Source organism: Brucella tritici, from assembly GCF_008932285.1.
Lineage (GTDB): Bacteria > Pseudomonadota > Alphaproteobacteria > Rhizobiales > Rhizobiaceae > Brucella > Brucella tritici.
Genome location: NZ_WBVY01000007.1, coordinates 54,101 through 75,368, shown reverse-complemented (window position 1 = coordinate 75,368; position 21,268 = coordinate 54,101). Strand labels below are relative to the sequence as shown.

Genomic DNA, 21,268 nt, shown 5'->3' with positions numbered 1-21,268 from the left:
CCACGTCAAAACTCATTCGCATTGGATTAAAACACAGATTCGTCAGCAAAAACGGCCTGTCGGCCAATTCCGGGGGGAACTTTCATTGCGAAAAATGTTTACAAATATAAGCGGAGGAAAGGGTTCCCTTTATGTCAACGCCAAGGGGGTTCGCGAGAACAAGAATGGCGTTAAGATAAATGGCAAAGCTCAGAATATTTACTATGCGCCCACGAACAGAAAAGAAGAACGAAGATCTATTAAAACCAAAAAAAGAAATAGCTCGCATTGGTTATGCGAGGGTTTCTACAGACGATCAGCACCTTGATTTGCAGCTAAATGCACTTCGCTTAGCAGGATGTAGTAAAATATATACAGATCAAGGCGTTTCTGGGAAAGTATCTAATCGACCGGGGCTTCAGGGAGCACTAGATCACCTTTCCGATGGAGATACATTGGTGGTTTGGCGACTTGACCGACTCGGTAGGTCTCTCGTTAACCTGGTTGAACTTGTTAATAATCTTGGGATGCAAGGTGTCGAATTTCAGTCATTAACGGAGAGTATCGATACGAGGTCGTCTGGAGGTCGGCTTATATTTCACATTATGGCGGCCCTAGCCGAGTTTGAGCGTTCGCTGATTAGTGAACGAACCAGAGCTGGTATGGAAGCGGCGCGACTGAAGGGAAAGCATATCGGACGCCCGCGAAAGGTGAAAAGCAATGAGAGAAAAGCAATAAAAAGCGCGTTTATGAGAAAAACACCTATCTCCGAAATTGCCAAGAAATACAAGATTTCAACGCGGGCCGTTCGCGCTATAGTCAACAACTCAAGTGAAACCGCTTAACAAAGTAGAGATGCAAGCAATGTGCGGCCGATACACTCTTTACCTACCTTGGTCGGAGATACATCGGCTGTATAACCTGACACTGGCTGCTGATAAAGCACGCAACACGCAGCCGCGATACAACATTTGCCCAACTCAGGATGTCCTGTTCGTCACTCACTCCGACGACGGGATGAGATTACGGAAGGGTAGGTGGGGCCTCGTTCCGTTCTGGGCCAAGGAACTCGGGAATTTTTCGACGTTTAATGCCAAGAGCGAGGAAGCCGACAAAAAACCAATGTTTCGAGTAGCCTTCAAAAGCAAGCGGTGCCTGATTCCGGCCGATGGTTTTTACGAATGGACCAAGAATGCCGAGGATGGCGGCCGAGATCCTTGGCACATTCATCTGCCCGAACACGCGCCGTTCTCGTTTGCTGGTCTCTGGGCGACAAATGAACCGCTTGGCATCAGCTCCTGCACCATTTTGACCGCTTTACCAGTCGAGCCTATTGTTTCAATTCACACGCGGATGCCTGTCATTCTGAAACCTGACGTCTACGAGGCGTGGATTAATCCCACGACCTCGGTTACTGATGCTAAAGAGTTGCTGAAAGAGCATCTGGACGGCGATCTCCAGATATATCGCGTTGACCGCCAGATCAATTCGAGTCGTTGGCCGGGAGATGAGACGGCAATTCAGCCGATCTAGGTTCTGAAGGAACTCCCTCGGCAAAAATAACCTGATTTCGGCCTTTGTTCTTGGCGGCATAAAGGGCTTTATCGGCTCTCGTAAGCGTCTCGGAAAACGTCGCGTTGTCGATATGCAGGACGACTCCGATGGAAACCGTTACAGAAATCGCTGTAGTGCCAATCTGGAAAGATCTGCTGCCAATGATCTGACGAATTCTCTCGGCTGAGATTTCGGGCGACATGCTGCCCTTTTCGCCGAAGATAACAACGAACTCTTCGCCGCCTGAGCGTGCAACGAAGTCCTCCGGTTGTAAAATTTCTTCGATCCGCATTGCTATTTCCTGCAGGACATGGTCGCCGGATTGATGGCCGTAGGTATCGTTGATGATTTTGAAATCGTCGATATCGAGCATGGCAACAGCACGACGACTATTGTTAGCTTTATCGTTTTCCAGGAACGCCAAACTGTAAGAGATAAGCGAACGACGATTTGGCAATCCCGTCAGATGGTCTCGTGAGGCCGCGTCTTCCCAAAGCTTTTTCACCTGATCAGAGCACATCAACAAAAATGAGGTCGTGCCTATGACAGGCATAATGCAGAGAAACATCGGAGTAACGGCATTCATCCAATGCTCGTTATCGGCGACGGTATTCAGACCACGATTGCCATCGAACAGGTATATGAGCGTACGTGTCAGATTAGCAATTGTGACCACGACATAGATCGCAGTCAGAGAAAATGCGCCCCGTGAACGGTATTCTGGATTTCTGACATTCTTAATTAAAATGATTGCAGACGCACAGGTTATGAAGCCCCATAGAAGCGCAACAAGAAATATGCGCGCACCAATATCTGGGACAATGAAAAGATAATAGGAATATGGAATTGTGCCAACTGCAGGAACAATAAACGCATTGGTGTAGACTTGCAGCTCGTGAAACTTACGAATGCTGGCGTGATATAAACAAAGGGCAAACAGTAATACTGCATTAGCAAAAGACGTAGCCAAATTATACGGGAGCATATCTTCAATAGCAAAAATAACGCAGCCGATTGCTACCAAAAGAGTGGCTACTTGCCAAATACGAGCGGCAGGCCGAAGTGACGACGGCAGGTCTCCCAAGACGGCTGTCAGGACGCCACCGTTCGCCAATATAACGAGCGTCACTGTTATATATACAGATCGAGTGTCCATGATTTCGCCCCTCGTAGACAACTCGATCATATGAGGAAAAGGATCAAATAACAACGCGAGCAGTGACGCCTAAGAAGCGTATACTGAAATCTATCTTTGAAAATTGACTATTCTGCGCGAGTTTCAGGGGCGCTACATCCAGAGAATTTATACACATTTTCTGGCAGTATCATCTCATCGACGGCGGGCTTATATCCATTCAGGAACTTGACCTCGATGCCGCCATAAGCCTTTCGGTAATAAGTCGCGTCCCGTTCTTTCATATAAAGAGTTTGCCGGAGTTCAGCGAAGACGGCCCATGGACGAGAATTGACATATAGCGGTTGGAAGGCCTCTTCATATTCTTCACCTGCTCGTGTCCGAAAGCTCATTCTGCATATAACTGCGCCATTCGAACACATGTTGTCGGGTCTCGTTGTCCATATAGCTTCATTGTTTTTATACCCTGTGAGCGTGGCTCGCCCCTGTAAGTAGCCTTCTGTGAACTGAAGCACTTGATACGTGCCATCGTCGCGGGTGTCGGATTGCATCAGGCTGCGATCAATGGGGCAATCGGGGGCTTTCGGCTGGTACTGTGGCAGCAAGTAGGGATTAATTGAAGCGCAATACTGATATTTTTCACCGCCTGGGAAAATTCGGATGCCGTCCTGTAATTTTACGACCAATTCACGCGGTTTCGTGATTTCAGGGTCCAGGTCGTTGCCACCGCATTCGTAATCAAGAATGATGGCGTCGATATCCTTGATGTTATGTTGCTTTGTTATTTTGCAGCTTGTCTCCCAGCCTTCCATCGTGGTGGCAGAAAACGTTCGTATGCTATCATTGTTCTCACAGATACCGCTTCCGTCTTTTATGAATTTATCTTGCCACCACTCGCCTGCTTTGCCGTTGACTGCAGAAAAAAAGAAACCAAATATCATTACCGTAAAGATGTAATTCTTTTTCATATGTAACATCCATATCAAGGCATTTGGCCGATTACAGAAATTTTATCAGAATAGCGTTCCGACTTATATATATTACGGATCTACTAAAGAATTCCATTCCTTAATATCTGGGCAACTGTCGAGTATCTTACCGATGGATGGAATTATATCGATTTCATATTGGTTGGATAACAGTGAATTCACCACTTCATCAAACTTTTGACCTTGTTTTTTTGTGGGGAATATTTTGTCGTTTACCTCGGTAAGCTCAAGGTGGCGGTAGTCATCAAAGTACAGCCGAAATCTATCTGCACGCAGGAGTGCAGCAATGGCTTTTCGCTGATCACCAACAAAATCAACGAAGATATGGTTGTCCTTGACCTCTCCTTCAATCGTGAATACCCGCTCTTTTGCCCCAGATAGCGGTGCTAACACCAAACCAAAATATTGTTTCTCAATGTATTCCTTCCCGTACAGGTCTTTCAATGGAAGCTGTTTTGGGATTACGAAATCTAAATATGCGGGTTCATCTTTTGCGCAATTCAACATCAAAATATTTCGGATAGGGACTTCCTTGTCCTCCGGAACGAAGGTGTATTTGCGGAATATTGTGAAATTGGCGTTGTCTTTACCTTCTAAGTGCAGCCAACGAGACGTAATAGGTAACTTTGGGTGCACAATATCTTCGTTCTTGCCGGGTCCTGCACCAACTGAGGGTGTGGTCAGCATAGCAGTCGTCACAACCAACAACGTCAAAATCCGTGCCAACCCTTTGAAATTCCCCATATCGCCCCCACGACGCTACTTCAATATATGCAAACGCACCCCACGTTCACGCCAATTATAGCAAAATTCCTGAGCGCGTTCAAAGATCTGGTCATCTGGGTTCAATACGAAAAAGGTACGGCAGCTATAAGCATTTGCACGTATCGCAAACGCTCTATCATCAAAATGGCTTAGCCAATATTCGACTTCCAGATCATGGCCGCCAGGACGGCGAGGGTTGTGATGATAGATAATTGCGGGGCGATTGCGGGCGAGGGCGGTCGCCTCCTGCAGAGTTATCGACTTTCCAAATTTAGCTTTCGTGCGCCGCTTGGGATCGTCATCTACGAGCCCGTTGTCAGGATCGGCAAAAACAACATCGGCATCGGACATGCTTGCAACTACATCCTGAAACCATTCATGACGCCAAGCTGACCTCTTTTGCCATGGCAGAGCCTCAGAAGTGAGCGGCGTGCCGTGGAACAGGTCGCCGATCATCTTAGTTTGCTGCAATGCTTGGACGGAACGTGTGTCGTCTGCAACAGTTTTCAGAACATCGAAGAGTTCTGGATCGAGCCGTCGCCATCGGTCTGGCAGACTGAGATAGCCTATATGACGCCCATCGGCATTGTGACCTTCATCGGGATAGAGATACCAAGCGATACCGAGTTTTCGACCTCCCGTTAAATGTCGAAGTAGAGCGAGCTTCACATAGTCCCCGATGTCGCCCGCGTATCTGTCCTGCATGGAGTCTCCGAGTTAACGATAGCATATCGAATATGTAATACTCTGGAGACGATAGAAATGGAAATGTGTTAGCTGCAATCGGTTTATCAACGCATGAGAATTGTTCCCCCGGAAAATGCCAAGGGAACAACTGATGAAGTATCACTGCTTTACATTGACGACATAACGACCCTTCGTAGTTCCATCAATCATCCCTGGAGCGACGCTCAACACATCTTCCAAGCCGATTGTCTGGACAATTTCAGAAAGATCGCTCTCCTGAACTTCCTTAGCAAGGTCATCCCAAGCTAGCTTTCGTTTTTCAACAGGGCACATGACACTGTCAACGCCAATAAGGGAAACACCACGAAGAATAAATGGCGCAACGGTCGTTGGAAGATCCATCGACTGGGCAAGTCCGCAGGCGGTGACGACGCCACCGTATTTTATGCTTGCGCATAAATTGGCAAGGATTGCTCCGCCGCAGGTGTCAATCGCACCGATCCAGCGTTCTTTCAATAGGGGTTTGGAAGTGGCTTCGAATTCTGCGCGGTCGATAACTTCACTAGCGCCTAGCGACTTCAGATACTCTTGTGCGGAATCTTTGCCGCTGATCGCTGTTACCTGGTAGCCCCTTTTGGATAAGATTTTTATAGCAATGCTACCTACACCGCCTGTTGCCCCTGATACGACGATCTCGCCGGAGCCGGGAGCTATGCCTGCATCACGCAAGGCGTTTGCACAGAGCATAGCAGTGTAGCCTGCCGTTCCAATTGCCATAGCAGTCCAGGCGCTCAAAGAGCTTGGGCGATGAATAAGCCAGTCAGCTTTGAGCGACGCTACCTCTCCATAACCGCCTGGAAACTTTTCACCCACTCCCCAGCCATTCAGAATAACCGCGTCCCCCGCCTTAAAGCGAGGATCCTTGGATTCCCTGACTGTGCCAGATAGATCAATGCCGGGAATCATCGGAAACGAACGGACTACAGGGCCTTTTCCAGTAATGGCGAGTGCATCCTTGTAGTTTAACGTGCTAAACTCGACATCTACTTTAACATCGTTAACGGGCAGTTCGTCTTCATTCAGCTCTTCGAGGGTTGCTCGATAACCAGAGCTGTCTTTGTTAATTTGAATAGCTTTCATAACTGTACAACCTGACTTCACATATGAATAAAATTCAGTTCGACGAGAGTTCTAATGCTGGCGTCAACGCTTCCATATTCAAATCCGTAAAGCTTGGTGTCCGCTTCTCAAAGAAAGCATTTACGCCCTCCTTGGCATCCGGCAGTTCTGCCAATATCGGAGCAACGCGGGCTTCAAATTGATCGCCCGAAGTGATCCCATTGCATTTCGAATGCCTGATGCCGCGTTTAATAGCAGCAACGGCGGTAGGGGAATTTGCACTAATGTCGGCGGCGATGGCGAGAGCGGCCGATAGCGCATTCCCGACTGGAACCAGACGGTTCACAAAGCCTGCCCTGTAGGCATCCTCTGCGCTAAGCGGCTTAGCAGTAAACATCATTTCGACCGCCAATGATTCAAACATCGATCTTATCATCGAGCTGATCTGACGACCTTCTGGCAGCATTCCCAATCGAGCACCAGGTGAGCCGAATGCAGCGTTTGTAGATGCAACTCGGATATCACATGAGAGGGCGAGGATCAGGGAAGCTGCGTAGCAATGACCGTTAACAGCAGCGATCACCGGTTTATTCATCGTCAGAGGCCGCATAAACGGTTCTTCTCCAAGACCCGATTCTGCGTGCGCTCCTGATTGAATTTCAGCAAGATCGTGCCCACTGGAGAATGCGACATCTCCGCTTCCCGTGACGATTATCGAACGTACTTCAGGGTTTTGTTCTGCCTCATTAAAGTGCCGAAGCATCTCTGACGCCATATTGCCCTGAAAGGCATTTCTCTTGCTCTCATTCGAAATAGTTAGAATGAGGATCGGCCCATCTTGGGTTTTAATGATTTCAGCCATTTTACGTCGCCCTTTAGCTGTTCCAGGTGCCAGTTTGCCTATCAAAGGCACCAACGGTGAGGTCGGGCTTTTCAGCAATTAGCTTCTTCTTTTGAACTCGTTGGGAATCCGTCAGCGGGAACTCGGTTCTATATTCCAGGTAACGGGGTATTTTGAAATCCGCCAACTTTCCCTTGCAGAAATCCAGGATTAACTGAGGTGTGACGACCTCGGGGGATTTACCTTCATGCAGTTTGATATACACCTTGCCTTCTTCCCCGCGAAATTCATCAGGTACCGGAATTAATGCAACTTCTTCGATTTCGGGGATTTGACGGATTACTGACTCGACTTCACGACAAGCGATATTCTCGCCCATGCGGCGTACCATGTCCTTGTTGCGTCCGAGAATATAGACGAATCCTTGCTCATCGATACGAGCCAGATCACCCGTAGTGAACCAGCCGTCGATAAAGCTGTCTTCCGTAGCTTCGGGGTTCTTATAATATCCTCTTAAGATGGAACGCCCGCGTACGCGAAGTTCACCAATAGAGTTAGCAGCTACTTGTTTGTTGGTTTCCGTGTCAAAAACAGCGACTTCCCTCCATGGTGCGGTAATACCGCAGCTTCCAGAGCCCGACATCTGATCTAGCAGTTTGCGGGGCATATAGGTTGCGCCACCGATCTCGGTCATCCCGTAGAATTCTTGACCTCTGACTCCGAAACGTTCCTCGAATTGCTTGTGATTTTCTCTGGAAAAGCCAAAAATGGAGACCAATTTCAGTTTGTGGTCGCGGTCAGCCTCAGAGGGGGGCTGTTTGAAGACAATCTCAAAAGCAGCGCAGTACTCGCACTCATACTTGCTGACGTCCGACATAAAACGCTTTGCGCTCGGCTTGCGCGGAACAAAAATAGTCCCCCCGGAAAAGAGTGCGTTCAGGAAGATGCGTTGCCCAACCATGTAATAGATCGAGGACCCAACGTAAAATCGCTTGATATCAGACCCAAAGAACGCTGTTGAACTCGCCCCTAAGGTTAGCCAATAATCGTTTGTAAGTTCGCACGCCTTGGAAAAGCCCGTTGTCCCGGAGGTGAACTGAAGATTCAATAGTGCGTCGCGGTTTCGCTCTATCTCCGGAATTTGTCCCGAAACATTGTCATGAATTGACTTCCACGTAAGGGTATCTTCATCGTTTGGATCAAAATAGATGACATTTTTAAACGTTTTGGATGCCTCGGCCCCTTCGAACAACACTGCGAAATCTTTTTCAATGAAAAGGTATTCAGCGTCGGATAGTTGAAGTGCGTAGTCAAGCTCTCGGCTTGTATAGGATGCATTGATTGGCACCATTACGGCCTGAAGCTTCGATAGAGCAAGCCAGGTGATAAGGAACTCTTCTCTGTTCCAGGACATAACACCAACATGCGTGCCTGCCTTAATTCCAATCGATGAGAACGCGTTGGCTGCATTGTCAACGAGTGTAAGAACTTCAAACCAGTTACGCTGGATGTCAGAATCAATGAAATTCCAAGCGAGTTTTTGCCCGCATTTGCCAGCGGTGATTGTAAGTTGATCATAAATCGAGTCGGGTAACTCTAATTCCTCTATCGATCTGTTAAATTCTATAAACGGTGCTGTATCGATATGTTCGGTCATTTTACTTTCCGGAGAACTACACGCGTGTTTTGTTCTTGAGCGTTTCGATTGTGAAAATTGAAACCAGTGTGACGATCACCAGTATGCTAGATGCGGCCGCAACGATGGGGGTTAAGTCTTGACGCATATCTGCCCAAATTCGCATGGGTAAGGTTTCCTTCCCTCCCATTGTGAAAAGGCTGATTATGATTTCGTCGAAGGATATGAAGAACGCAAATATCCAGGCGGAAATTACTGCCAGTCTAATTCTTGGTAGAGTAACATACCAGAAGGTCTGCCAAACATTCGCGCCAAGCACTCTCGCGGCTTGTTCAAGCGTCGTTCCATTTTGCTTTAGAGAAGTGCTTACTGCCAGCAATACGAAAGGGCAGGATAGCGCCGCGTGAGCCACAATAATGCCAGGATATGTACCAAGCATTCTCATCTTCGACAGAAACAGCAGTATTCCAAGCGCAAGAATGATGGACGGGATTATTTGAGGGCCGAGTGCAAGGATATTAAGTACCCGGAAACCTTTCATTTTGCTGTCGATATAAAAGGAGGCTGCTGTTCCAACGATTACAGAGAGTGTTGCGGAGCAAACTCCAATAGATAGACTTCGAACAGTTGCATCCATCCATTCTGCACTTTGAAAGAAGTCCGCGAACCATCTCAACGTGAAACCGGTAGGTGGGAATTTGAGATACCGTGTCTCTGAAAACGCGGTCGGAATAATCAGAAGCAATGGAAGCATCAGAAAGCAAAGCATAACGGCGAAATATATCGCAAGGATGCGGCTTTCGTGGTTGTCACTCTTCGATTTCATTTGACGCCCCCTGTGAGATTGTCAGAGGTAAATCGGCTGCTCAGGATGAACGCTAAATACGCAGCTACGATGCCGATCATTATGATAGCGACACCCAAGGCTGCACCAAAATGCCAGTTCAGGGTTTGGTTAACCTGAGTAACAATGACATTGGAGATCATCTGGTTTTTCGGGCCGCCGACCAGTGCCGGAACGACAAAGAACCCAAGGGACATAATGAAAATCAGAATGCCTGAAGTGACGGCACCGTTTACGGATAGGGGCAGATAGACATGTAGAAATGCTCTAACGCGATTTGCTCCCAATACCCTCGCAGCTTTTACCAGGTTGTAGTTGACGTTCAGCATCGAGGAGTACATCAGCATAATGGCAATCGGCATCATGACCTGAACCATGGCGATTAGCACTGAGAAGAGATTGTATAACAAGGGCAATGGTTTATCGATTATATAGAACGTAGACAGCAAGGAATTTACTAGCCCCTCCCTGCCTAGAACGATGATCCAACCATAGGTACGGACAAGCGTGCTGACCCACATCGGACTTACAATTAAAAGCAGCAGAACTGTTTTATATTTGGTCTTGCTATTAGCGAGATAGTAGGCAACCGGATAACCGAATACGACGCATAATAACGCTACTAATAGCGAGGTTGTTGCGGTTCTGACGAGTATGCCGAGATAGACACCGGATACCACGCTTTGATAGGCACCCAAACTAAACCCATTGTCATACACACTCATCCATAGGACAAGCCCTGATGGAATGATGCATCCCAGCAGTAGTAGAATACTCAACGGAAGTGCCAGGAGATATTTGCTTGTTCGTTCCATAAAATCCTCACCATCGAACGGAAGCTATCCAGAGAGGTCTGGATAGCCGTTTGTCGATTTACTGTAGGATCCATTCATCCCAGCGGGCCTGGATTTCGGGACGATGTTTGGCCCAGAAACTGCCATTTAGAAAGAACTGCTTAGACAGATTATCGGGTGCTGTCGGCAGCTTGTTAGCAAGTGATGGGTCGATCTTATCAAAAAGCTTCGGATTGAATCCGGAGTAGGGCATGAGTTCCGCAATCTTGGCAAGGCGTTCCGGTGAGTTCCAGCAGTACTTCATGAACTGCATCGCGGCCTTTGGATTCTTGGCCCCCTTTTGGATTGAATAGTAGCTTACATCGAGGGACGCGCCATTGAATGTATAGTCCACAGGTACCTTGTCCGCTTGTAGCTGTCCAATTCGACCATTGAAAGCGGTGGCATAGTAAACATCACCGGAAGCGAGCAGCTGAACGGGTTGCTGGCCACTCGTCCACCAAACAGTGATATCGCCTTTGATCTCGTCCAGTTTCTTGAACGCACGGTCTACACCTTCTGGCGTGTCCAGAACTTTATAAACATCGGCTGGTTCTACGCCGTCAGCGATAAGGGCAAATTCGAGGTTTTCAACTGGGCTGTTTCGAAGCGAACGTGGGCCGGGAAACTTCTTCGTGTCCCAGAAATCCTTCCATGACTTCACAGTTTCGCCAGCCGGGAGTTTATCTGTGCGGAATCCCAACGCTGTGGAATAAGCTACCGAACCAATAGCGAATTCATTCTTGGCCTGATCTATCAGTTCGGAATTAGGATCGACAACCTTCCAATCAATCGGTTCAAGCCAATTATTGTCACGTGCAATAAACAGCGTCGAACCCTCCGTTGGGGAGATATCCCACAAAACATTCCCGGTCATTTGTTGGACTTTAATTTGTGCAGCAGAATCGTCCGTCGCAGATTGGGTGACGGTGATCCCGGTTTCTGCGCTAAAAGGCTTCACGCAGACCTCATCAAGGGTCTTGGCCCATGCTCCGCCATAATTCGCAATGACTAGACTTTCGCTTGCGTGAGCGGATAGAGGTGCCATAAGCGGCACAGCCGCAAAAATAGATAGATAAGTCTTCTTCAGCATTTCGTTCCCTTTATTTGTTCACTAGTTAACAAAAACGACATGTTCGGGAGAGGCACTTAATATGACCTCCAGCCCTCGTTGTATTTCTGGTAAATCCAATCGGCGATTTTCTTTGACAATCACCGACTTCCCGGTTTTTAATTTGGCGCTGTACTCGATAGAATCGCCTTGAAAGGTCACTTCGTCGACGGTCGCTGCAGCTCCATCAGACGCAGAGCTTAGTTTCCGCTGCCAATTCTCTGGCCGAATGCACGCGAACTTGAAAGGGTTTGCCGGGGCATCAATTGTCATAGCCAAGTCTGGAACAGAGACTTTGTGCCCGTTAGCTGCGGTATCGAAGATATTATTTTGCCCGATAAATTCAGCGACGTATCGCGTCCTTGGGGCATCATAAAGATTAGTGGGTGTATCAAGCTGCTCGATTACGCCGTTCCGCAATACCGCAATTCGAGACGAAAGCGCCAAAGCCTCATGTTGATCATGCGTGACATAGATTACAGTGCAACCGAGCTTATGTTGAATTTGTTTGATTTCATACTGCATGGCCTCGCGCAGTTTTAGATCGAGTGCACCCAAGGGTTCGTCCATTAACAATACGCGAGGCTCAAAAACGATTGCACGGGCGAGCGCCACTCGCTGCTGTTGTCCGCCTGATAATTCTTTCGGATAACGACTAGCAAGAGCCTGGAGCTGAACGACCTCTAATGCAGAGGAAGCCTTTGATTGTGCATCGGACTTTGAAAGTCCACGCATCTTGAGCGGAAAAATGACGTTCTCAAGAACTGTCATATGAGGAAACAGCGAATAATTCTGAAAAACCATCCCGAGATTACGTTTCTCAGGTTTGGCCAATGAGATATCTTCTCCATCCAACAGGATCTGACCGCTATCTGCAAACGCAAATCCTGCCAATGCATTGAGCGCAGTGGTTTTGCCGGACCCGCTGGCACCTAGAATAGAAACAAATTCGCCAGGTTCGACGGCTAGATTGAAATCACTGAGGGCAACGACGTTTCCGTATGACTTTTTCACGTTCTTGAATTCTAGCTTAGCGCCCGTCACGTTCGCACCCCTGCTGGTCATTATCGTAATTTTTGTGGATCCTATGTCATTTTTGAACAAAGTGTCAATTTCTTTCTTTGTGGAATTGTGCTACTCAATTTTGCAGGTCAAACAAGGTTACGCATATGGATACTCCACTCCAAGCAAGCGGTGTCGCACTTAATAGCCAATCATTTGCTGACGGGCTAAAAGCACGCAGCTTGGATCGCAAACTTCTGAAGAAAGAAAGAACTAAGTATCTGTTGCTAACGGCAGCAACAAATCTGCTTAGCCGTGAGCCATCCGCAAAGATTTCAATTGAGAAGGTGCTGGAGGAAACGGGCCTATCTCGTGGGACGTTTTATAATCATTATAAAGACGTCGATGGCCTACTCGTAAATCTACTGGAAACCTTCTTGAATATGACGTGGGGAAGTCGTGAACCGATCCGAAAGAAGACTGGAGAGGTCAACGCCTATCAACTTCTATATGAGACAAATTTGGCTTTCTGTTACGCATACAGAGAGCATTCGCATATTTATGCGTTGTTCAATGAAATATCGTCGACAAACAAAGGCCTTATTCGCATACGTGAACAAATGAACAATGATTGGGTCGCAAGAAACGTAAAGCACATTGAAAAGAGACGTCAAAACTCATTTGACACAATAGAACGTTGCCAGATTGAAGGTAAGTTCAGAATGTTGATTGCCATGACCATCGAAACACTCCGCGAGAGGTTCGTGCATGGTGATGCGTTTCTCGTAGAACGATACGAAGAGCTAGAAGACTTGGCATCGGCATTATCAGAAATATGGTGGAAGATAATTTCTGAATACTACACTATATAACAGTTAGTGGCGATTCTGAAGAATATTAAAATTTCATCAGAAGAGTAGTATTTCGACATTCGAAACGAAACAGGACTGGTTGTACGTACGCATCTGTCGGATATATGGTTCGAAAGTCGAAATAATTATTAAAGTATACGAATACAATTTCTACAAAACTTTGAAAAGGCCAATCGTTTCTATTCTTTTTGTAATTTCGCTCAAAATCATGCAGGTTAGTCATCGTTTTTAACAGTTTCGTTGAACATCATGATAATCTGGTCTCACTTTTAGGGGTCGGTGCAGGCTGAGGGCGAAATGACACCGTAAGAATGTCGGCAGCGTAGCGTTCCTATCCGATTGCTCGAACGAGCTTTGTCCTGCCATAACCTTGAACATCAATAAGTTGGAAATCTAATGTTTGCGCGATAATGGCGAAGTGCTCAGGAGCGCTCACCCTTTTGAGGCTCTCAATACGACGCACACCTCCAAGTGCCACCGCTGGAAAGAAGCCATAGCATTCCCCTATGTCAAGAACGCCCAACTTCTTAGCGGCTCGTGAGAACAGTGGTTTTCCCTCTTCATCATCAAGGTCGAGTGCATCGTCTGAAAGGCTAAAGGGGACGTAAATCTGATTTTCGATTTTCGCTCCTGCCTTGATTTTACCGAGTGCACCCCGGCTCGTTACCTCACCGCTGATCATGTCCACGCTCACCATCGCAAGGACTTCGGACCAGCAATAGATCTTTCCAAACGATGAAAACGCAAAACTATGGCAATTATTATGGCTGAACTGCTTATCCGCGCCAAAAACAAGGGCCAGCACACCGCGCAATGTTTCTGGATCACACAGTTGTAACCTGCCGCCCTTAATCGAGCAAAGGCCCGCTTGGGCATACAATTCAACGAGCGGTGCCGGGAAGACATTGCCAATCGAAGACAGGGCATCATCAGAAAGCCATGTAGTCTGATTGATACGACCACCTATCAATTCATCAAATAGTTGCGGCAGCATGGGCATTCCTCAATCTCACAAGACATAGCGCAATTCCTTGTCCCAGTTGAACAAAAGGCTGTGTGGGACAACAATCAGCCCTTACAAATCAAGGTATTCCAGCGCAAAAATCCACGAGGGTTCAACTGGGACAGTGGAATCGGCCTTATGGTGTCATTTCGCCCTCAGCCGGAACTGACCCCTTTTACAGCTTCTTTGCAGAATATTCATCGATATTCGACACCAGATTGAGCCTATGGCATATTAGCCGAACCAGCCTGGATCCCAATCATCAGAAACAGCCCAATTGAGCTTAGAATTACCTTCTTGTGTATATAGGAGCCGGAATTTGCAAAGACGCAGAGACTTGGACGGTTTTTGACGCATGAATGCGTATGTTGTTAGCGAGGTTCATATTGCGAGTTGGCCAACCACGTTGTCATTGGCTGGTGGGTGGAATTAAGGTTGAGCCGATGGTGGAAAATAGAACACGGCCTTTCAAAGCTTCAAAAACAGCTCAAATCCGTGTGGTTTTATGTTCTGATGAGTAACGAGTGGGAAATGTGAAAGACGCTGCGATTTTGGGCGTTTCTGTAGATCGTAGAGGCATGCCGACAACTATTGCTGACCGTATATCGGGCAAACTACATCGCCATATCGGCTGAAGCCTTGTGTTCCTCTCCCTCAATTGAAAAAGCCCGTCAAAGATTATCCGCTAGGCCGGATCGTATAGCTGCAACGATAAGCCAGTGCGAAGCGCCACGGATTTGAAAAATCCAAACTGCACCGCAGGTTCGCCATACACGCGTGTACGCGTGTATATGCGCGTGCGTCGGCGTGCGTCACGCTAAGGGGTTTAGAATCTCACGCGCGCGTACGCGAGGGAAACGAGTGAAAGTCTTAGGGTGTCGCGATTCGTCCACTTTGTTTTTATCCCGCGATTTAATGGAGGCCATTTTTTGCCGTCAACAGAATATCGTAAAACATATGTCTAAAACCCATGATTTAACGGTTTTTGCCAGCCGAAGGCGTCAATAATTGCAAATCCAAGCCTAACATTACGTATTTATATCTCATAGATTGCTGAGATGGGATAAATAGAAAGAATAAATAAAACAAATAATTAGATGTTTATATCCCTAGATTTGACGCTTTTGCTGTTCTTGTTAAATCCCGCGAAAACGAAAAATGTGATTTAGACATAGACTCATAGGGTATGAATCCGCCGATGAAATAACCATATCCCGTAGCATCGGATTGCAGGATATAAATATTTATATAGCAATAACAATACGTTATAATATATCAACATACACTTAAGCGGCAGATTTGAATTCGTGTGATTTTATTTCTTGTCGTATGCAAGTGGTCGACTCATCATTGAAATACATGATTGAGAAAGACCAAGACAAATGAAACCGAAAACAACCGAATTATTTAAACCTGCTACTCGTGGCGATGTCATCGCTGCAATTGATAATGATGCGCTTTCAAAGGTAGCACCATCCAGCCCGCGTCCGGTTGAGATGCTTGAAAGCTGCGAAATTGCTTCCGATGACAAACTGACCGCATCGGACACCGCGCTGCACGAGCTGATGGTGGCGACTGCATACATGTTTGATCCGGAAATGATGGAGGCCACTCATTCCATTCCGGTGTCTACGGTTCTCAAATATTTCGGTCAAAGAGATACACATATCAACCGTCGTGAGATGCTTAAGCTGTCACTCAAGAGGTTGACGGCAACCACGGTGAATTATGGAACGCTGGAAACACGCCGTTACGAAAATGTGCCAATGATCGTTTCCTGGCTGGAAAGCGACAAGCAGTCCGACATCATTCGCTACAGCTTACCGCAACCGATCCGCGATCTTATGAAATCGATGCCTTCATACGCCTACCTGGAGCTGGCACCGTTGGCCACCATGAGATCCAAGTTTTCCATCCGTATATACCGCGTGCTGGCTGCGACCGCCGTTCAGAAGAAATGGGATCCCGATGGCGATAATGAGATCATCATCAAGGCGACGCTGCATGGTCTGGCTTCCCCCGAGACATCGAAGCAGGCGTCAGCTTTGGTAAGCTGAAGGAACGCGTTTTAAGCTTCCTGGAAGCCGATCTTGCATCCATTCGCCGCTTTAAAACTAAGATAGTGGAAGTCCGCAAGGAGGCACGTGGCAGGCCTTTGGATCACATCGAATTCCGCTTGGAACTACTGGCTCCAAGTCATCATCAGACGCGCGTTCTTTTTGATGCAGTGAATTCGAATGCTGGCAAATTCGATGTCGAGCCTTATTTGGTCGCCGACCATGTATGGCTGAAAGCTCAAAAGCTGTTTGCCAAGAAGCTCGGATTTGGACATCTCCAATTCTTCCAGCTCTGGCAAGTTGCACTGCACGAGGCGACAAGCAATGTCGGAGTGACATCAGGTTTCAATTCCCGTTCATATCGCGGTGACAGGCTGCTTGCTTCCATTGCCGAGTTTGGAGCCGATGAAGCTGCATGGATGATGATCAGCGAAGAAGTATTGAATCCCGATTTGGCACATGCGGATGCATTTGTTGGCTTTCTCGTTGCCGCAGACAAGGCAGAGCAGTCCAGATTGGCGCGTATCAATGAAGGTCATGGTGAAATTGAGAAGGAGATTGTTCGGACTCCAGAAGAGGCTGTTTTGACGCCTGTGGTGCCCGTTTCGACATCCTTGGATGGTGTTTCAGAAATCGTATTGTTTGCAGATCGTAGTCTTAGCCCGCAAGACGTTGACGACCTGATTGCGACGCCGATTATCAGTGCTGTTCTGGGCAACGAGAATGATCCGATGGTGAATTTCACAATTCGTCACTGGGTAGACGGCGATGAAATGGAATCGTTTGGACTTCGGCCGAGAAGGGTCAATATCAACGAATACAATGCTCTAATTGAAAGCCTGTCGCGCTTTCTGGATCGTGAACCGGAGATCGTGCGATGAGCTATTATTGCCCAACTATATCTGACCTTCAAACGGATGACGGCAGGATCGTCGTGGATCGCGCTATTTCTCTGGTGTATGACGAGTATCTATCACTGGATTACGTCTACTGGGTACAGACGATCATCGACGAAGTTCGCGACGAGTTCCCATATCTGCGAAAGGTTTCAGAACAGCGCAGTATTGTCATCGAGCAGAAAATGACTGACCTGTCATACAGTATCAAGATCTATACCCAACGTGAGGTTGCCGACAATATCGGCCTCATTGACCGCTTAATGGAAAGATTGCGCGAACCCCTTTACGGACCAAAGCCTGTCGAATTCAAACGCAGGCACAATTGGCAAATTTTCCCGTCTTCCAAGACTGCTGATCTAAAAACGGAGAAGACTTCAGGTCAGGATAAGAAGGCTGTTCGACCCAGTCTTGATCTCAAGAAGGTGCCAGCAGAATTCGAGTTTATGCTGACATCCGCCTTCAAGGATCAGACAAAGGAATTCTATAAGTCACTCGATCTGATCAATTCAGGCAGCAGGCCAGATTGGATTCAAAAATATTACGTCGAGCTACTGCATGATCGGTGGTCTCATATTGCCCGTGCGGACACCGCGATGGATGGATTGATCTCGAAGGTAATGGCAAAGGTCGCCGATGATCCACGGTTTGCGCAGGCTGAAAACTGGTGGCGTGGATTTGCAATCGCACTATCGAAGGGTGACGGGATGGCAGCGTATGAGATTTGCCAACGATTTCTTGAAAAGAGACCTCAGGCTGATGCGACTGCAGACCTTGATGATTGAGATTCCGGTTTGAATATCTGATCTTCCCACAAGGCCTTTCGAGCGCCGCTTGCACCACGTGGTGTTACCAGAGATAGCGACATTTGCGGGTCATCCGTTTTCGTTACGCCTCTTTCCTTGTCTGTGATGACGTGCCTGACAGCCTGAGAAAAGCGCCGCGATGAGTCATCAACAAAGGCTTCCAACACCTTCATATCATTGGTGCTGAATGTGTGCTCTTTCCGGTATTCGATGTCTTCGCGCTGATTTCGCAGTTCCAATGATCGGGAAACGTGGCAATTTAGCCAAGGTTCAGATTGGCTTGAACGCAGGTACTGCTGCATATCACGAGACGTCGATGTGACTTTCCCGAATTTCTCAGAAGACAGGTCGATTGCAATTTTTCCATCGAATCCGCTTGGATATAGCGTGGCCGTCGAGCCTCGATGAAAGTTGCGCTCAGTCTGGATGGACTGACCTTGCTGGACATTCGTAAACTCGGTCGCCGTTTCCATTGCTAAGGTGAATTCGACCTTTGAAACGGATTTCCCTATATTCGGGTGTATCCTCTCAATTTGCCGATTTATGCGCATCAGAGTGTCATCGGTGCTGTCTCCTTCGATGATGTCCTTGATATCCGGTTGTTTTATCAGCTCGCTAAATGGCATCACCGGACGCCAGTTCTCGTGCGGGTTCCAAGTTGTCATGTATCGTCCTCCCTATTGTTCAATTTGATGAAGCCTGTGCCTCTCTCCTCCAATAAAATCATCCCTGCCTTTCATGGCGGGTTACTAACCAGAATTCCTCAGACCCCGGAGGTGCAAGTGCATAAAATGTTGGGGCAGGCGGAGGTAAAGACGAGCCTGCTGACTCTATTGGGGTTCGCTCTTCCCAAGCTGTCGTCGCACAAGTTGACACGATACCGTCATGTCCGTCGTGCCTTGAAGCCTGTTTTCCATGGCCTTCTTGGCCGGAATGACCACCACCTGCTGACATGCTTTCTTTGATCGCCCGCTCGAATTCCAGCAGGTATCCCTGCGAAGACTGTTGCATGTGTCGCAACAATGGATTTCCGGAGATAACTTTGCCTGTATTGAGATTCACGCCGACCCTCCCGTCGAAACTGGATGGGTACATGATAGCGTTGATGTCAGTGCGACCTGCCAGCGCTGAATTGGCATTTTTGATAGCGCTTTGGTATTCCCTGAAATCAATTTTGCCGATTGAGGGATATATCCGGTCAATTTGCTTATTAATGCGATTTAATTGGGAAGTGCTGCTGGCCAACATGATAATAATACTCCTTATTCAAAGAGTATTGTTGTCGGCCATTAATAAAGCAAATTGCGGGGTCAGGTTCTATAGAAAAGAACTCGCCCTGTTGGAACGAGTTGTAAGCAATAATCAAAATCAGAAATGTTTCTTGTTACCAGAACGAGGCCGAACTTCAGTGCTTGCAGGAAAATTGTGCAGTCATTCAGACACCGAAGCTTTTGATCATTGCTATAGCCCTGAATACGACAGATGACGCCATTGAGTACAGCAGCGCGACCCAGCACATCGAGGTCGGGTATAATTACCCTATGATCGGGCATTGCCTTGATGATGTCGCTGATGGATTTCTGTACCGCTGCAGTTCGGAGATCATTGGGATCAAGCACACCGATTGTATGCGCCAACTCCTGAATTGCGGTCGAGCTATGGTGGCTCAGTCTCGCGCGCAGACGATCCCGAATGTGGTCGGGGATATCGCCCTTCAGGCGGTCGATATAGACACAGGTATCCAGCAGAATGGGTTGGCCACCAACTGGTTCCTCGTCAATGAATGGCAGCTGGTCATCAGGACGACGGGCGAGGGTCTTTGTTGGAAACCTGCGCATCCACCTCGTTGCGGCATCGACATCAAACACGATCAATCGAATCCGAGTTTGATGTCTTTGTCTACGGTGCCATCGAGGCGCGTCATGGTCTCTTCAAACAGGTCTTCGAGCGCTACGCTTGCGAGAGCGAATTCGAGCAGTTCAGACGTTCCCTCAATGCCAGTGCGTGACTTCGCCTGCGCAAGCAATTCATGGCTAACCCGCGCACTGATCCGGTCTTCTTTGCCAACGCCAATCAGTCCGTTTTTCTGCGCTGCGGATAGCGTTTCCTTGATGCGGAATGACCGAATGGTGGCGAGCTTCTCAGCCAAGCTTGCTCGCTTTCTCGGAGAAACAGGGCTGGCTGCAGGCATAAGCTCTTCGTGTCCCTTAGGCATTGCTGATGCTCCATGTAGCACAAAACGTCATTATTGTATGACATCTAGCACTTTATGCGACCATTATCAATGTCAGCTTTCGCCACCGCCTGTTTCGGAATCCGATGATTTTTCAGCGTTGCGTTGTGCGCGCTTACGCGCGCGGTACGTAGCTTCATAGATGCGACGCTTGGCACGACGCTCTGATGGATCCTCTTTGTATGCGGCGTTCTTAGCTCTACCGACCTTCGTTATAAGGTCCGAGTTGTAGCGGGAGATTGTAGACTGGGATACGCCGAGTGTTTTTGCGATACTGAGTTGATTATAGCCTTCTGCCTGCATTTCCTTGAATCTAGCTATCTGATCATCTGTGAGTGCCGATTTCCGTCCTCCCTTATTGGCCCCGACTTTCGCGCTCTTTATCTCACGGTCCTTTTCTTCATCTAAGGCAGACTCCATCGCCGCCAGCATTTTCACTATCTTAAGCGGTGACACCAAGCTAGCTTCATTGGGGTCGAAAGTGATGGGATCTACAAGCGCGTCCTTGGCATTGACAAATATATTAGGCCGCGCAACGATCAGGGTAGCATCCCTTTTGTTTAGCTCGTGAACAAAATCAAGGAAGCCGCGAACATTGCCAGCGACCATGTCTGGGGAGGTAATGATAAGTGTCGAACCAATTTCCATGCGATTAACAAGGGCAACCAGCTTGGGCCGCGTCTTCTGGGCTGTAGATACCAGTTCCTCGACAACTCGCGAGCTAGCATCGGATTCTGACATGGAAAAATGTCGGCTAAAGAGGTACTGCTTTACCTGATCCGTTACTACTCGCACCTGATCCTGGAATCCGGCATCAGTATCGCTGATCGAGCGCTTGGCGTATCCGTAAATCACGGGAACCTCCTGAAATCAGTTGTGTTTTTATCCGCGTTATGCTATATCGCT

23 protein-coding genes are annotated in these 21,268 nt (G+C 47.7%); 6 read left to right on the top strand and 17 right to left on the bottom strand.

The window, feature by feature from the left end; genetic code table 11:
- The first annotated feature begins 179 nt into the window (after positions 1 to 179).
- Both F9K94_RS21455 and F9K94_RS21450 read left to right on the top strand, forming a co-directional pair.
- Positions 180 to 824, top strand: coding sequence for a recombinase family protein (locus F9K94_RS21455; RefSeq protein ID WP_407922060.1), 645 nt, complete (start codon positions 180 to 182; stop codon positions 822 to 824).
- Positions 811 to 1,512, top strand: coding sequence for an SOS response-associated peptidase (locus tag F9K94_RS21450; protein WP_235920664.1), 702 nt, complete (start codon positions 811 to 813; stop codon positions 1,510 to 1,512). Before F9K94_RS21455 ends, F9K94_RS21450 begins: the two co-directional genes overlap by 14 nt.
- Here F9K94_RS21450 and F9K94_RS21445 read toward each other — a convergent pair.
- From F9K94_RS21445 to F9K94_RS21395, 11 genes are all read right to left on the bottom strand, one after another.
- Positions 1,463 to 2,689 (bottom strand): GGDEF domain-containing protein, encoded by a 1,227-nt coding sequence (locus tag F9K94_RS21445; RefSeq protein WP_192799552.1) that lies wholly within the window; start codon positions 2,687 to 2,689, stop codon positions 1,463 to 1,465. The genes F9K94_RS21450 and F9K94_RS21445 overlap by 50 nt on opposite strands.
- 107 nt (positions 2,690 to 2,796) lie before the next feature.
- On the bottom strand, positions 2,797 to 3,636 hold the full coding sequence (locus tag F9K94_RS21440) for a hypothetical protein (protein WP_151648374.1): 840 nt from the start codon (positions 3,634 to 3,636) through the stop codon (positions 2,797 to 2,799).
- Positions 3,637 to 3,708: 72 nt separating this feature from the next.
- Positions 3,709 to 4,401: a hypothetical protein gene (locus F9K94_RS21435; protein ID WP_151648372.1), complete on the bottom strand. Its 693-nt coding sequence runs from the start codon at positions 4,399 to 4,401 to the stop codon at positions 3,709 to 3,711.
- 15 nt (positions 4,402 to 4,416) lie between these two features.
- Positions 4,417 to 5,127, bottom strand: coding sequence for a hypothetical protein (locus F9K94_RS21430; protein WP_151648370.1), 711 nt, complete (start codon positions 5,125 to 5,127; stop codon positions 4,417 to 4,419).
- 141 nt (positions 5,128 to 5,268) lie between these two features.
- Positions 5,269 to 6,249 carry an acrylyl-CoA reductase (NADPH) gene (gene acuI / locus F9K94_RS21425; protein ID WP_151648368.1) on the bottom strand — a complete coding sequence of 327 codons (981 nt, stop codon included), beginning with the start codon at positions 6,247 to 6,249 and terminating at the stop codon, positions 5,269 to 5,271.
- 34 nt (positions 6,250 to 6,283) lie between these two features.
- On the bottom strand, positions 6,284 to 7,090 hold the full coding sequence (locus F9K94_RS21420) for an enoyl-CoA hydratase/isomerase family protein (protein ID WP_151648367.1): 807 nt from the start codon (positions 7,088 to 7,090) through the stop codon (positions 6,284 to 6,286).
- A gap of 13 nt (positions 7,091 to 7,103) precedes the next feature.
- Positions 7,104 to 8,726, bottom strand: coding sequence for an AMP-binding protein (locus F9K94_RS21415; RefSeq protein ID WP_151648364.1), 1,623 nt, complete (start codon positions 8,724 to 8,726; stop codon positions 7,104 to 7,106).
- A 16-nt stretch (positions 8,727 to 8,742) separates the two neighbouring features.
- Entirely contained in the window at positions 8,743 to 9,531 is a 789-nt protein-coding gene (locus F9K94_RS21410; protein WP_151648362.1) for an ABC transporter permease, read from the bottom strand.
- Complete coding sequence (locus tag F9K94_RS21405; protein WP_151648360.1) at positions 9,528 to 10,364, bottom strand: ABC transporter permease; 837 nt, start codon at positions 10,362 to 10,364, stop codon at positions 9,528 to 9,530. The genes F9K94_RS21410 and F9K94_RS21405 overlap by 4 nt, the downstream gene beginning before the upstream one ends.
- 58 nt (positions 10,365 to 10,422) lie before the next feature.
- Positions 10,423 to 11,475 carry an ABC transporter substrate-binding protein gene (locus F9K94_RS21400; RefSeq protein ID WP_151648358.1) on the bottom strand — a complete coding sequence of 351 codons (1,053 nt, stop codon included), beginning with the start codon at positions 11,473 to 11,475 and terminating at the stop codon, positions 10,423 to 10,425.
- A 21-nt stretch (positions 11,476 to 11,496) separates the two neighbouring features.
- Positions 11,497 to 12,537 carry an ABC transporter ATP-binding protein gene (locus F9K94_RS21395; RefSeq protein ID WP_210250258.1) on the bottom strand — a complete coding sequence of 347 codons (1,041 nt, stop codon included), beginning with the start codon at positions 12,535 to 12,537 and terminating at the stop codon, positions 11,497 to 11,499.
- 125 nt (positions 12,538 to 12,662) lie between these two features.
- On the opposite strand from F9K94_RS21395, the gene F9K94_RS21390 reads away from it, so the two are divergent.
- The gene (locus tag F9K94_RS21390; protein WP_151648354.1) at positions 12,663 to 13,367 is read left to right on the top strand and encodes a TetR/AcrR family transcriptional regulator; all 705 of its coding nucleotides are present in this window, start codon (positions 12,663 to 12,665) and stop codon (positions 13,365 to 13,367) included.
- A 331-nt stretch (positions 13,368 to 13,698) separates the two neighbouring features.
- Here the strand turns inward: F9K94_RS21390 and F9K94_RS21385 are convergent, their stop codons facing one another.
- Positions 13,699 to 14,361, bottom strand: coding sequence for a GAD-like domain-containing protein (locus F9K94_RS21385; RefSeq protein ID WP_192799551.1), 663 nt, complete (start codon positions 14,359 to 14,361; stop codon positions 13,699 to 13,701).
- A 1,391-nt stretch (positions 14,362 to 15,752) separates the two neighbouring features.
- Between F9K94_RS21385 and F9K94_RS21380 the strand changes: the two genes are divergently transcribed.
- The 3 genes from F9K94_RS21380 (at position 15,753) to F9K94_RS21370 (ending at position 18,108) form a co-directional block, all read left to right on the top strand.
- The gene (locus F9K94_RS21380) at positions 15,753 to 16,427 is read left to right on the top strand and encodes a RepB family plasmid replication initiator protein (RefSeq protein ID WP_151648350.1); all 675 of its coding nucleotides are present in this window, start codon (positions 15,753 to 15,755) and stop codon (positions 16,425 to 16,427) included.
- 119 nt (positions 16,428 to 16,546) lie between these two features.
- Positions 16,547 to 17,308 (top strand): hypothetical protein, encoded by a 762-nt coding sequence (locus F9K94_RS21375; RefSeq protein WP_210250257.1) that lies wholly within the window; start codon positions 16,547 to 16,549, stop codon positions 17,306 to 17,308.
- Positions 17,305 to 18,108 (top strand): hypothetical protein, encoded by an 804-nt coding sequence (locus F9K94_RS21370; protein ID WP_151648347.1) that lies wholly within the window; start codon positions 17,305 to 17,307, stop codon positions 18,106 to 18,108. The genes F9K94_RS21375 and F9K94_RS21370 overlap by 4 nt, the downstream gene beginning before the upstream one ends.
- Here F9K94_RS21370 and F9K94_RS21365 read toward each other — a convergent pair.
- The 5 genes from F9K94_RS21365 to F9K94_RS21345 all read right to left on the bottom strand — a co-directional run bounded on the left by F9K94_RS21365 (position 18,075) and on the right by F9K94_RS21345 (position 21,217).
- Entirely contained in the window at positions 18,075 to 18,794 is a 720-nt protein-coding gene (locus F9K94_RS21365) for a hypothetical protein (protein WP_151648345.1), read from the bottom strand. The two genes, F9K94_RS21370 and F9K94_RS21365, sit on opposite strands and share 34 nt — an antisense overlap.
- Positions 18,795 to 18,852: 58 nt before the next feature.
- Positions 18,853 to 19,377, bottom strand: coding sequence for a hypothetical protein (locus F9K94_RS21360; RefSeq protein ID WP_151648343.1), 525 nt, complete (start codon positions 19,375 to 19,377; stop codon positions 18,853 to 18,855).
- A gap of 62 nt (positions 19,378 to 19,439) precedes the next feature.
- Positions 19,440 to 19,997, bottom strand: coding sequence for a type II toxin-antitoxin system VapC family toxin (locus F9K94_RS21355; RefSeq protein ID WP_235920663.1), 558 nt, complete (start codon positions 19,995 to 19,997; stop codon positions 19,440 to 19,442).
- A 2-nt stretch (positions 19,998 to 19,999) separates the two neighbouring features.
- Entirely contained in the window at positions 20,000 to 20,278 is a 279-nt protein-coding gene (locus F9K94_RS24510; protein ID WP_192799550.1) for a hypothetical protein, read from the bottom strand.
- 138 nt (positions 20,279 to 20,416) lie between these two features.
- Entirely contained in the window at positions 20,417 to 21,217 is an 801-nt protein-coding gene (locus F9K94_RS21345) for a recombinase family protein (RefSeq protein ID WP_151648339.1), read from the bottom strand.
- Positions 21,218 to 21,268: the final 51 nt, after the last annotated feature.